Source organism: Streptomyces sp. NPDC055632 (genome assembly GCF_053618675.1).
Genome location: NZ_JBSHHY010000042.1, coordinates 1 through 12,470 on the forward strand (window position 1 = coordinate 1; position 12,470 = coordinate 12,470).

7 protein-coding genes, 1 tRNA gene and 1 pseudogene are annotated in these 12,470 nt (G+C 71.2%); 6 read left to right on the top strand and 3 right to left on the bottom strand.

The genetic code is table 11. The annotated features are described in order from the left end of the window. The 4 genes and pseudogenes from ACWGSR_RS32955 to ACWGSR_RS32970 form a co-directional block, all read left to right on the top strand. Positions 1-933, top strand: a pseudogene (locus ACWGSR_RS32955) (dTMP kinase); the annotation flags it as partial. A 172-nt stretch (positions 934-1,105) separates the two neighbouring features. After that, a complete protein-coding gene (locus ACWGSR_RS32960; RefSeq protein WP_453572230.1) occupies positions 1,106-2,305 on the top strand; it encodes a DNA polymerase III subunit delta' in 1,200 nt (399 codons plus the stop codon). A 149-nt stretch (positions 2,306-2,454) separates the two neighbouring features. Continuing rightward, positions 2,455-4,002 carry an alpha/beta hydrolase gene (locus ACWGSR_RS32965; protein ID WP_376233590.1) on the top strand — a complete coding sequence of 516 codons (1,548 nt, stop codon included), beginning with the start codon at positions 2,455-2,457 and terminating at the stop codon, positions 4,000-4,002. Between the two features lie 85 nt (positions 4,003-4,087). After that, positions 4,088-4,161 (top strand) — tRNA-Thr (locus ACWGSR_RS32970). Between the two features lie 152 nt (positions 4,162-4,313). Here the strand turns inward: ACWGSR_RS32970 and ACWGSR_RS32975 are convergent. From ACWGSR_RS32975 to ACWGSR_RS32985, 3 genes are read right to left on the bottom strand one after another with little or no spacing between them, the layout of a single operon-like run. Beyond that, positions 4,314-6,512, bottom strand: coding sequence for a hypothetical protein (locus ACWGSR_RS32975; RefSeq protein WP_453572233.1), 2,199 nt, complete (start codon positions 6,510-6,512; stop codon positions 4,314-4,316). Next, entirely contained in the window at positions 6,512-7,357 is an 846-nt protein-coding gene (locus ACWGSR_RS32980) for a hypothetical protein (RefSeq protein WP_453572236.1), read from the bottom strand. The genes ACWGSR_RS32975 and ACWGSR_RS32980 overlap by 1 nt, the downstream gene beginning before the upstream one ends. Before the next feature lie 20 nt (positions 7,358-7,377). Beyond that, positions 7,378-8,220 carry a vWA domain-containing protein gene (locus ACWGSR_RS32985; protein WP_453572239.1) on the bottom strand — a complete coding sequence of 281 codons (843 nt, stop codon included), beginning with the start codon at positions 8,218-8,220 and terminating at the stop codon, positions 7,378-7,380. A gap of 306 nt (positions 8,221-8,526) precedes the next feature. Between ACWGSR_RS32985 and ACWGSR_RS32990 the strand changes: the two genes are divergently transcribed. Both ACWGSR_RS32990 and ACWGSR_RS32995 read left to right on the top strand, forming a co-directional pair. Further along, entirely contained in the window at positions 8,527-9,093 is a 567-nt protein-coding gene (locus tag ACWGSR_RS32990; RefSeq protein WP_453572242.1) for a Uma2 family endonuclease, read from the top strand. Between the two features lie 482 nt (positions 9,094-9,575). Beyond that, positions 9,576-12,335, top strand: a complete 2,760-nt coding sequence (locus ACWGSR_RS32995) for a BTAD domain-containing putative transcriptional regulator (RefSeq protein WP_453572245.1) — start codon at positions 9,576-9,578, stop codon at positions 12,333-12,335. Positions 12,336-12,470: the final 135 nt, after the last annotated feature.

Below are 12,470 nucleotides of genomic sequence, written 5' to 3' on the forward strand. Positions count from 1 at the left end.
GCCGAGCGCGCCGCCGCCGAACGCGCCGCGGCGGAGCAGGCGGCGGCCCAGCGGGCGGCCGAGGCGAAGGAGGCCCGGGAGCGGGCCGCCCGTGAGCAGGCGGTCCGCGAGAAGGCCGCGGCGGAGCGGGCGGCGGCCGAGGCCGAGGCGGCCGCCGAGCGGGAGGCCCGCGCGAAGGCCGCGGAGGCGTCGGAGCGGGCGGAGCGGAAGAAGGCCGAGGCCGCCGCCCGTGCCGCCGCCGAGCGCGCCGCCCGCGCCGCCGAGGTGTCGGCGAACGAGGTCACCGTGCCGACGCCGGTCGTGAAGCCGGACGGGCCGCGCCCCTCGGAGCAGGACGCCCCGAGCGTCTCGCCCGACGAGGTCACCGTGGCCACGCCGATCGTCCGCCTCGACGCGGAGTCCCGGCCGGAGGCGGAGACGGCCGTGCTGCCGCAGGTCCGCGAGGACCGGGACGTCGACGAGACGGCCGTACTGCCTTCCGTACGGGATCCTCGGGAGTCCCGCGATCCCCGTGAGAGCCGTGAGTCCCGTGCGCCCCGTGAGAGTCGTGCTTCCCGTGAGTCCCGGGCTCCTCGTGAGAGCCGTGCTTCCGGTGAGTCCCGGGACCCCCGGGCGTCCTCCGGCTCCGCCGCCGCCGACCGGCTGCCGAAGGACTTCTTCCGCGACGAGCGCGCGGCGGGTGCGGGTGCCGGTTCCGGTTCCGGTGGTGCTGGTGGTGCCGGTGGTGCTGGTGGTGCCGGTGGTGCGCGTCAGGACGAGCCGCACGGGGCGAACGACCGCACCAGGGAGCTGCCCCAGCTCGACGAGAACGGCCGGCCGCGCCGCCGCTCCGACTGGGCCGAGGAGACCCCGCTCGACGACCTGCCGACGCTGGCGGACGAGCTGTTCGGCCCGCACGAGGACGAGGACGAGGAGCCCCGGCGCCGCCGCTGACGCCTCCGGGTCCTCCTTCCGGCCGGGGCCTTCGGGTTCCCGGCCGGACGCCGTTCCGCGCCTCCGTGTCCCCGCCCGGTGGACGGGGGCTGTTCACAGGACCGCCCTGCGGTGGACGGGGGCTGTCAGAGGACTGCCCCACAATGGAGGGCGTACCTGAGGAGGGGCAGACATGGCCGTATGGGACGACCTGGTCGGACAGAGCCAGGTCGAGGAGCAGCTCACGGCCGCCGCGCGCGACGCCGACGCGTTCGTGACCGCCCACGAGACCGGCGGGCCCGTCCCCGGGGCCTCGAAGATGACCCACGCCTGGCTCTTCACCGGCCCGCCGGGGGCCGGCCGGGTCGACGCCGCGCGGGCCTTCGCGGCCGCCCTCCAGTGCGTGAGCCCCGACCGCGCCCTCGGCGGGACACCGGGCTGCGGCTTCTGCACCGGCTGCCACACGACGATGATCGGCACCCATGCCGACCTCACGACGGTCTCCGCCGTCGGTACGCAGATCCTCGTCGGCGACATGCGCGACACCGTCCGCAAGTCCTTCACCGCACCGGCCAACGGCCGCTGGCAGGTCATCCTGGTCACCGACGCCGAGCGGCTCAACGAGCGCTCGGGCAACGCGGTCCTGAAGGCCGTGGAGGAGCCCGCCCCCCGCACCGTCTGGCTGCTCTGCGCCCCCTCCCTGGACGACGTGCTGCCCACGATCCGCTCCCGCTGCCGCCACCTGAACCTGCGGACCCCTCCGGTCGAGGCCGTGGCCGACGTGCTCGTGCGGCGCGACGGCATCGAGCCCGGGATCGCCCTGGCCGCCGCCCGGGCCGGTCAGGGGCACGTCGACCGGGCCCGCCGGCTCGCCACCGACGAGCGGGCCCGCGCGCGCCGCGCCGTCGTCCTCAAGCTGCCGGCGCGGGTCGCGGACATCGGCGGCTGCTTCAAGGCCGCCCAGGAGCTGGTCGACGCGGCCGCCGAGGACGCGAAGCAGGTCGCGGAGGAGATCGACACCAAGGAGACCGAGGAGCTGAAGGCGGCGCTCGGGGCCGTGCAGGGCGGGCGGATGCCGCGCGGCACGGCCGGGATGATGAAGGAGCTGGAGGAGAAGCAGAAGCGGCGCGGCCGCCGGACCCAGCTCGACAGCCTGGGCCTCGCCCTCACCGACCTGACCGGCTTCTACCGGGACGTCCTCGCCCTCCAGCTCCGCTCCCGCGCGCCCCTGACGAACGAGGACGTGCGGGACGCCCTGGAGACCGTCGCCCGTGCCACCACCCCGGAGCTGACCCTCCGCCGCATCGAGGCCGTCCTCGCCTGCCGCGAGGCCCTCGACCGGAACGTGGCGCCGCTCCTTGCGGTGGAGGCGATGACGATGGCGCTGCGGTAGCGGGCCGGTCCGAGGACCTCGCGGCAGGACCGGTCACGACGTCGCCGGAAGCGTCCCGTACACGACCCGTCACGACGTCGCCGGAAGCGTCCCGTACACGACCCGTCACGATTGGACACGTTCCGTACCGGTCCGGATACGCTCCGGGGATGGACTCCAGGCGCCTGCTCCGTACGTCCGCCACGGCCCTCGCCGCGGCCGGCCTCATCCTCTCCGGCTGCTCGGGCGGGAGCGACGCCGCCGCGCCCCGTACGACGGCCCAGGGCCAGTCGGCGCCCTCCGCCGAGCCCGAGGCGCTGAAGAAGTTCTACGCGCAGAAGCCGAAGTGGCGGGACTGCGGGGTGGAGGGCTTCCAGTGCGCGACCCTGAAGGTCCCGCTCGACTACGCGAAGCCGGAGGCCGGGGAGATCGAGCTGGCGGTCTCCCGGGTGCGGGCCACGGGCCCGGGGAAGCGGATCGGTTCGCTCCTGGTCAACCCCGGCGGACCCGGCGGCTCCGCCGTCGGCTACCTCCAGGGGTACGCGGGCATCGGCTACCCGGCTCCCGTCCGCGCCCGCTACGACATGGTGGCCGTCGATCCACGCGGGGTCGCCCGCAGCGAGCCGGTCGAGTGCCTGACGGGCCCGGGGATGGACGCGTACACCCAGGTCGACCAGACGCCCGACGACGCGGCCGAGACCGACGCGCTCGGCGCCGCCTTCAAGGAGTTCGCGGACGGCTGCGCGCAGCGCTCGGGGAAGGTCCTGCCGCACGTCTCCACCGTCGAGACGGCCCGCGACATGGACGTGCTGCGGGCGGTCCTCGGCGACGAGAGGCTGAACTACGTGGGGGCGTCGTACGGCACGTTCCTCGGCGCCACCTACGCCGAGCTGTTCCCCGGCCGGGTAGGGCGGCTCGTCCTCGACGGGGCGATGGACCCCTCGCTCCCCGCGCTCGACCTCAACCGCGACCAGACCGCCGGGTTCGAGACGGCCTTCCGCGCCTTCGCCGCCGACTGCGTCGCCAAGGCGGACTGCCCGCTGGGCACCGGCTCCGTTCCGGCGGCCGGCGAGGCGCTGAAGAAGTTCTTCCGCGCGGTGGACGCCGAGCCGCTGCCGACGGGGGAGAGCCGGAAGCTCGGCGAGTCCCTCGCCACCACGGGCGTGATCGCGGCGATGTACGACGAGGGCGCCTGGCCCCAGCTCCGCGAGGCCCTCACCCAGGCGAAGGGCGGCCAGGGGGCGGGCCTGCTGGCACTCGCGGACAGCTACTACGAGCGCGAGCCGGACGGGGAGTACGCCAACCTGATGGCCGCCAACGCCGCCGTGAACTGCCTCGACCTGCCGGCCGCCTACCGCGGCCCCGCCGACGCGGCGAAGGCCGTCCCGTCCTTCGAGAAGGCCTCCCCGGTCTTCGGGGCGGGCCTCGCCTGGGCGGCCCTCAACTGCACCTACTGGCCGTCCCCGGCCGCCGGCCGCCCCCACCGCATCACGGCCGAGGGCGCCGCCCCGATCCTGGTCGTCGGCACCACCCGCGATCCGGCCACCCCGTACAAGTGGGCCGAGTCCCTCGCCGGCCAGCTCTCCTCCGGCACCCTCCTGACCTACGAGGGCGACGGCCACACCGCCTACGGCCGGGGCAGCGACTGCGTCGACACGGCGATCAACACCTACCTCCTCGAAGGCACCCCTCCGGCGGACGGAAAGCGCTGCTCATAGGCCCTCTCCGGGGGTGGTCGGAGCACCCCGGGAAACTGTGTAGACTTGGCGACGCCGCCGCACCCACCATGGGACCGCACGGCTTGCCGCCTTAGCTCAGTTGGCCAGAGCAACGCACTCGTAATGCGTAGGTCTCGGGTTCGAATCCCGAAGGCGGCTCAGAGGAAGGCCAGGTCAGACACTGTCTGACCTGGCCTTTTTGTTTTCCCGTGACATTCCGAAGTATGCGATGGGCGATCCGTGCGCGAGTATGCGTGAGCGAAGGGCTGCCAGTCGTTGGGTACGGGATCCAGCTTGCGGCGTGTGGCCGGTCAATGGCCCGCCGCGAGGAAGCGAAGGTAGCGGCGCAGGCCGAAGGCGCGGCGGTGTTCCGTGCGCGCGGTGACAAGCTGGGCGACCATCAGGCCGTGCGTCGTGGCGGCGTCGGCGAGTTGGGCCTGGCGCTGGAGCAGTACTGCACGCTGACGTTGCGTGGCCGTCTGATGCTGTTGCCTCTCTTCGTTGATTCGCTGCTGGCGGACGGTGATGCGTTGCTGGAGCTGCTCGCGCTCCCGGCGGGAGGCACTCTCGGCCTGAGCGATCTCCGCTTCGTGGCGCTTCTTCTCGGCAGCGAACTGCTGGCGGATCATGGTTCGGTCCTTGGCGCTCACCCTGGTGGGAGCCGACTGGCGGGCCCGTTGCTCCAGTGACGCCCGCCAGCTTTCCAGTGCGCGCGCCCGTACCTCACCGACGCCCGGAACTTTGACCTGCTGGCCGCTAGGCCGGATGAGGTACGCGTCGCGGTTGCTGTACCGGCCGGTCTGTACATACCGGACCCTCGTGAAGTCGGCGGCCGTATGGATGCCGGCGGCGGTCAGAGCCGTGACCGTCCCGCTGCTGATGTTCGAGAGCTTTTTGACCTCCTGGATGGAAGCCCGGCGAAGCCTGTCCTGGACGTGTGCCGTGATCGCTGAGGTCAGCGCCGCATCCAGTTGCTTCTGTTCCTTGGATGCCAGTCCGCTCAGCGTGGCCCTCAGGTTGTTGGTTCTCTGGTTGAGGGTGATGGTGATCCGAGACTGAGCGTCACGTAGCTCGGCTTGGAGATCTTTGATCTGCTGGTTGATCTGTACGTCCCGGCTCGCGCCGGCCAGGTCCAGGGCTTCGATCTCCTGGCGCATCTTCTGCCCCTCCGCCACAGGGGCCGTCAAGGATTCCACCTGTTGCTGCAGTGCCCGCAGCCGGGCCCTGGATGCCTGGGCCTCGGGGTGCGAGCTCCCGGCGACCTGGAGGACGCCACCAGATGCGAGCAGAGTTCCCAGTTGTGCGACGGCCGTGTAGCCGCTCGGCAGCACGCTCAGCGCGGTCAGTGCAGCCGGCGCGGCGGACCCGGCCAGGGCGAAGATCCCGAAGAGAACGTCTGCGGGGCGCCGGCGAGCAAAGCCTGTAGCGGTGGCTGAGCCCGAGCTCCCACGGCTTCCCACAGAGGCGTTCTGAGGCGGTGGCATGTGGCCCGCGAGCCAGGCGGGGGTTCCACCTGCCGTAGCTGTGGCGGGGGCCGGACGTTGGACCGGGACCGAAGCAGGGACCGCTGCCACGGCTGCGGACAGCGAGGGGACCGCGTGGGCGGCCGCAGCGAGCAGACCGTGCGTCTGTGCGGCCAGCGCCTGAAGGGCTGGGTCTGGATGGGTCAGCAGCAGACTCCAGGCCATGGAGGACTGTGGTTCCTGAAAATCGTCCTCTTTCAGAATCAGGAACTCTCCTTCGTCTTCGTGCAACTGGTCCCAGATGCTGGGGTCAGTGGCGATCGCGACCAGGGCGAGGTAGATGACCCAGGACGAAAAACGGTCCATCGCGGGGCCGAAGTCCGAGCTTGTGCGTTTTGGGGACTGGTAGTTTCGGTGACCGCTCTCCGTTGCTCCCTGGCCCTTGAACGCGGGTACATACATTCCGTCGTAGTCGACGAGGCGGAGTGTGCCGTCAGCCGCGACCAGAAGATTGCCGTGCTGGAGATCTCCGTGAGCGATACCGAGCTGCTCCAGGTCGGCGGTCAGTGCCGCGAACCGCTCGGCGATACCGAGGATGGCCGCCGTGTTTCGGATGTTTCGGTCGATCCATGTGATCAGGTTGGTGCCCTCTACCCAAGCCATCTTCAGGGTTGGATACCACTGACCGGCGACGAGGACGCCACGTGGCAGATACTCGAGGCTGACGGGCCACGGTTGGGACAGCTTGGCGTGCTTGAGACCGGAGAGCTGCTTGCTGATGGCCTGGTAGCGCGCTTCCAGAGTGCTGCTGTCGCGAGTGAAGCACTTCAGTGCATACCGCTGCCCGCCGGGTGCGGTGATGGAGAAGACGCTTGCGAAGTTTCCGGAGATCGCCTTCGGCCCTAGCACAGGGCTTTGCTGAACAGACCCGCTCTTGAGGTCCGGGTCCTCGAAACAGAGCGTGGGGTTCTGGAGGGCTTCCACGTAGTTCGCGCCGGTCGGGAATCTACGTCCGGCGACAGGTTTGCCAGCGCGGGAGACCGCCATTACCCCTCCGTCTTCACCCGCATGCGAATGAGGGCTACATCGTCGTTGCGCATCCGGGACTTGTCGCGCTCGCTCCGGACCCACTCGGTGAAGAGCTCGTGGTCCAGGTCGGCAAGGTTTCCAAGCTGTTTTCCTGCTCCGCCCGAATCGATTTCAGGGTGCGACAGCAGCCATGCGGCCAGCGCATCGGTTGCCAGCAGCAGCTCGTCACCCGCGTGCAGCTCACCGGTTGCGGTCGACACCCGGTCAGCGATCAGTCCAGCGTCCCGGTTACGGCTGCCGAGCAGCTGAGGGGTGATCCCGAAGCCATGGCTGTCCGTGATGGGAAAAGAGGCGAGCAGCCGGTCATCGCGGAGATGGAAGAGACAACTGTCGCCGAGAGCGAAAGCTCTCCAGACCCAGCAGCGCACAGCTCCGGAGGTTTCCGGGACGGCCGGTGCTGCCCGCATGTGGACGGCTATCAGCGTGGCGAAGGCCCCTTTGTCCAAGCCTGGCTGTTCGTACCAGGTGATCGGCCGGCCGCGTGCCGCCCGCTCCGCCTGATAATCCGAGATGTAGCCGTCCCACTGGTCGACGGTGCGGGCCAAGAGGTCCTCGACGAAGGCCCCGAGCAGGCAGTCCTCCTGGCCCCCTGGTTCTTCATCGGCAGCCGCCATCGACGTGACGGCGCCATGTGCCAGCTGCCTGGCCCATGCTCCGGCGAGCAGACTCTCTGATGCCCCGTCGGACATGGCGGCGAAGAGCGAACTCGCGTCGGGTGACAGTGAGACATCAATGGCGTCCTCGCACTCATCCGGGGAGCTGCCCGTCTTGGGAACGAGGAAGCGCTGGACGTCGATAGGCATTGAGGAAGCGCCCATGCTGTTCAGCGAAGTTCCGTGGCACGCGTACCGATGTCGAGGAACTCGACGATGGAGGTGATGTCGGCGTTGTAGACGAAGCCGCGTGTGGCTTCGCTGACCCGGTGGCCTTGCGAAGCGGCGTAAGAACGCATGTGAGTGGGCAGCACGCTCGACATGTGGAAGAGCAGCCGGGAGTAGGTGTCGGGGAGGTCGCCTTCGCTGTCCGGGAACGTGACAGGCGTGCTGCTCGCTCCTGACACGTGCAGGTTGAAGAGGAGCGCCGACCCGTCGGCGGTGGCGTGCGAGGCGAGTCCGATGGCCGCGCTGGTGGGATCGCCGTCAGTGGACTCACCGTCGGTCAAGTTGAGGACGATGGGAGGGAAACCGCCCGGGTGCTCATCGACCCACCGGGCGACAAGGGAGTCGGCGTAGCCGAGGGCGCGAGTCATCGGGGTGCCGCCGTTGGTGACCGGGTCCATCCACACGGGGAACTGCACGGTCGTCTCCACGAGGCCACCAGCACCGTCCGGCACCTTCTTCGTACGGCTCTCCAGTCGGGCGGGGTTATTCGCAATCTCGCTCAGTGGCGCGAGGTCACGCCCGGCGAGCGCGCCGGTGAAGGCGGAGCCGACCTGAGTGTGGCCGTAGCCGATCACCGCGACGTGGAAGTAGTCGCGGACACCCTCTTCCTTTGCGCACTTGACCGACAACTCGGTCAGCAATCGGTTGATGGCATCCGATACGACCTGGGCCCGCTGCTGGACCATCTCGCCGCTGCCGATGGGATCACTCATGGATGCGGACTGGTCCACGAGGAAGATGAAGCAGCCAGGATTGGTGCGGCTGATTTCGGCGGTGTACGGCATCTCGGCGACCCGGCTCCTCTTCGCGACGGGGGCCCGACAGCACGGCATGGGACGCGTGCGGAAACCTGACCCCCCAGGGAGATCGATCGTAGCGCCACCGTGCCGCTCAGTAATCGGAATCGGAGGAGATCGGCCGCCGTCTCCCTTTCTCCCCCGGCGGAGCGACGGCCACCTTCTGCGCTGTCTCCTGTTGGATGGCCGAAGCGCATACCGGCTGTCCTGGCGTCCAACGTGCCGGGGGAGCTGAGACAGTACGCTGAGCTCAGCGGGATCGGACCCGCCCGCATGGTGTCCGGGAGGTGCGTCATGACTGCCGAGATGGCAGCCCCTGCGTGGATGCACGAGCAGATCACGGCGGAGCAGTACGACTCCTGGACCGAGGAGCAGTGTGCGGGGATCGAGATCGTGGACGGGATGGTTGTCGTGAGCCCCAGTGCGTCCAAGCGCCACAACCGGCTCGCTCGGATCCTGGCGAATTCCTTGGAGGAGGCTGCGGGGCCTGACTGGAACGCCGACACCGACTTCGATGTCCGTCTCCAGGATGTCCCGCTCACGAATCGGCGCCCGGATGTCGTTGTGTACCGCGCGGACACGATCGACATCACGCCTACCCGTCCTGAGCACGTGCTGCTGGTCGTGGAGGTCGTCTCACCGGGCTCGGAAACCACCGACCGGATCGTGAAGACGGACCAGTACGCCAAGTCCGGTATCGCCTTCTACTGGAGGGTTGAGCAGGCGGCGACCGGTGTCCCTCTCGTGTACACCTACGTCCTCGACCCTGCTACCGGGGCCTATCGGGACGGAGACGTGTTCACCGGTGTCATCAAGGTCGCGGCACCCTTTGCGGTGGAGGTCGACCTCAGCGCGATCTGACCTCCTTCTGAGGGTGACCCGGTTTACGTGAGCGCTGTGTGAGCGGACTGGGTGGCACCAGGGTGGACCTAGCGTCGCAGTGATCAAGTTCGGGCGGCTCTGACCTGGTAAAACGGGATTCTTCGGCATCGTCCGGCACCAGCCGGGATGATCTTGCAGGCCCTCGCAATGCGTAGGTCTCGGGTTCGAATCCCGAAGGCGGCTCAGAAAGAAGCCGGGTCAGATGATTTCTGACCCGGCTTTTTCTGTTTCCGCCCCTTGCCGTCGTCGTCCGTCGGCGGTCGAGGGGTTCTCTCGGCGCCGCGCTCCACGCGCGCACGCGCACGCGCACGCGCGCGTGGAAGAGGTGTGCCCTTGCCCGGGGCATTGGTCTAGTCCAAACTGATCATTGACGAAGCCTCTGCAGAGTCGGCCGCGCGCGGCCCGCACGGCCGCCGCCGGTCATGATCGACGGTTCGCGGTCATCGGGTGAGGGGGATGCCATGTCAGGGAGGGCGCCGGCCACGGGGGTCCCCCAGGAGGGGCCGGGAGGTGAGCGGGGGCCGTTCGGATTACGGCTCCGGACGTTCCGCAGGCGGGCCGGGCTGAGTCAGGAGACGGCCGCCGCGCGGGCCGGGATCAGCACCAGGGCGTTGCGCGACATCGAGCGCGGGCGGGTCCAGCGGCCCCAGTCGCGGACCCTCCAGCGGCTCGCCGAGGCGCTGGGGCTCAGCAGCGGCGAGCTGGGGGAGCTCCTTGCCGCCGACCGCGCCGGGCCGTCGCCGCGCGGTGCCGGCCGGCCCCGGCTGCTCATCCTCGGCCCGCTCTCCCTCCAGCGCGGCCGCACCCCCGTCCCCGTCACCAGCCCGATGCTGCGCCGCCTGCTCGGACTGCTCGCGCTCAAGCACCCCGAGCCCTCCACCCAGCAGGAGATCACCGACGTCCTCTGGCCGTCCGGGCCGCCCAGCTCCCATCAGAGTCTCGTGCACACGTACGTCAGTCAGGTGCGGCGGCTCCTGGAGCAGGGCGGGGTACGGAACGGGCCGCCGCCCACCGTCGTCCGGACGCCCACCGGCTACCTCCTCGAAGCGCCCCGCAACCAGATCGACCTCGGCCACTTCGACGAACTCCTCGACCAGGCCGAGCGGCTGCACCGCGCCCCCGACCCGGTCTCCGCGTACGAGTCCCTGACGCGGGCCCTGCGGTGGTGGCGCGGACCGGTGCTCGCGGACGCCGACCCCGTGCTGCGCCAGCACCCCGCCGCCGTCGTGGTCAACGAGCGGCGGGTCAAGGCGGCGCTCCTGCACGCCGACACGGCACTGCTGCTGCGCCGGTCCGAGGAGGCCGTCCCGGTGCTGTGGGACATGGTCAACACCGAGCCGCTGCACGAGGGACTGCACGCCCGGCTCATCCTCGCCCTCGCCAGCTCCGGCGAACAGGCCGCCGCCCTCAACGTCTTCAACCGGCTGCGCGACCGCCTCGACGAGGAACTCGGCATCGCGCCCAGCGCCGAGGTCCGCGACGCCCATCTGCGGGTCCTGCGCCAGCAGTTTCCTCCCGCACGGCGCCCCGACCGCCCCGCACCGCCCGAACGCGCCGCCTCCGCCGGGCCGTTCCCCGCCCAGCTCCCCGCCATGGCCGGCTCCTACGTCGGGCGGCGGCGGCAGATGCGGGAGCTGGACGCCCTCGTCTCGCCCGACCCGGCGGCCCGCGCGCACGTCGTGGCGGTGGTCGGCGCGCCCGGGGTCGGCAAGACCGCCCTCGCCAAGCACTGGGCGCACGCCCGGCGCGCCCACTTCGAGGACGGGCAGCTCTTCGTCGACCTGCGCGGCCACTCCCCGCTCCCGACGCTGCGCCCCGCCGACGTCCTGGCGCAGTTCCTCCGCGCCCTGGGCGCCCCGCCCGACCACCTGCCCGCCGACGAGGACGAGGCCGCCGCGCTGTACCGCACGCTGCTCGCCGACCGGCAGACGCTGATCGTCCTCGACAACGCCCGCGACGCCGAACAGGTCAGACCGCTCATCCCCGGCGCCCGCGGCTGCGCCGTGGTGATCACCAGCCGCAGCCGGCTCGCCGGCCTCGTCGCCAGCGACGGCGCCCGCCAGCTCGTCCTGGACGTCCTCGACCCGGACGAGGGCCGCCGGCTGCTCGCCGCCACCATCGGCGAGAGCCGGGTCGCGGCCGAGGAGGAGGCGGCCCGCCGGCTCGTGCGGGTCTGCGGCGGCCTGCCGCTCGCCCTCCGGATCGCCGGGGCCAACCTGCTCGCCCGCGACGCCCGCATCGCCGACTACTCCGCCGAGTCACCCGGCGACGACATGCTCAGCCGGCTGCGCGTGGAGGGGGACCGGCGCTCGACGGTGCGGGCCGCCTTCGACCTCTCGTACCGCGCGCTCCCGGCCGCGGCCCGGCGGATGTTCCGGCTGCTCGGCCTGATGCCCGGCCCCGACCTCACCGTGGACGGCGCCGCGGCCCTCGCGGACTCGACCTCGGCCGAGGCGGCCGGGCTCCTCGCGGTCCTGACCGACGCCCATCTGGTACGGGAACGGGCGGCCGGCCGGTTCGGACTCCACGACCTGCTGCGCTCCTACGCCCGCGAGCTGGCCGGCCGCGACGAGGCGCACGCCGCCCGGCAGCGGCTCTTCGACTGGTACCTCTACCACGCCGACGCGGCGGCCCGGCTGCTCCACCCGGCGGAGACGGACCCGGCCGCCGGGACGCCCCCCGCCCCCTCGGCCGCACTGGTCTTCTCGGACCACGGCGAGGCCGCGGAGTGGCTGGACGGGGAGCGGGAGAACCTGGCCGGAGCCGTCCTCCAGGCGTCCGGGTCCGGCTTCACCGCCGTCGCCTGGCGCCTCGCCGAGAGCCTGCACCCCTACCTCTCGACGGGCATGTACACCGGCGACTGCCTCAAGGTCGCGACCGCCAGCCTGTTCGCCGCCGTCGCCGACGGCGAGCCGCGCGCCCAGGCCGCCGCCCAGCTCCGGCGCGCCGAGTGCCACCGGGCCCTGGCGAACGACGCGCAGGCCCTGGAGCTGTTCGGCAGCGCGCTGGAGCTCGCGCGGCAGGCCGACTGGACCGAGGGACAGGTCCTCGCGCTGCGCCGCATCGGCGCCGCGCACCAGCAGAACGGCGCCGAGCACCTCGCCTGCGAGCACCTCTCCCGCGCCCGTGAACTCACCCGGTGCGGGAGAGGGGCGGAGCCTGACGTCGATGCGGGGGCGGGGGCGGGGGCGGAGGCCGGGCCCGAGGCCGGGGCTTCCTGAGCTGCCGAGCGGCCCGTGCCGCCTTCCCTTTTGTTGCGGGAAGTTGAAGGAGCGGAAGGGCAAGTGCTCCGGCAGTCGGCCCAGTTCTGCCGGTTGCCACGGGCATAACTGCGGCGGACGCCGGAACCACAGGTC

Bases quoted from the DNA above. Each gene is read 5' to 3' on its own strand.
- ACWGSR_RS32990 (WP_453572242.1), top strand. From the start codon at position 8,527: ATGACTGCCGAGATGGCAGCCCCTGCGTGGATGCACGAGCAGATCACG.
- ACWGSR_RS32985 (WP_453572239.1), bottom strand. From the start codon at position 8,220: ATGCCGTACACCGCCGAAATCAGCCGCACCAATCCTGGCTGCTTCATC.
- ACWGSR_RS32965 (WP_376233590.1), top strand. From the start codon at position 2,455: ATGGACTCCAGGCGCCTGCTCCGTACGTCCGCCACGGCCCTCGCCGCG.
- ACWGSR_RS32975 (WP_453572233.1), bottom strand. From the start codon at position 6,512: ATGGCGGTCTCCCGCGCTGGCAAACCTGTCGCCGGACGTAGATTCCCG.
- ACWGSR_RS32960 (WP_453572230.1), top strand. From the start codon at position 1,106: ATGGCCGTATGGGACGACCTGGTCGGACAGAGCCAGGTCGAGGAGCAG.
- ACWGSR_RS32995 (WP_453572245.1), top strand. From the start codon at position 9,576: ATGTCAGGGAGGGCGCCGGCCACGGGGGTCCCCCAGGAGGGGCCGGGA.
- ACWGSR_RS32980 (WP_453572236.1), bottom strand. From the start codon at position 7,357: ATGCCTATCGACGTCCAGCGCTTCCTCGTTCCCAAGACGGGCAGCTCC.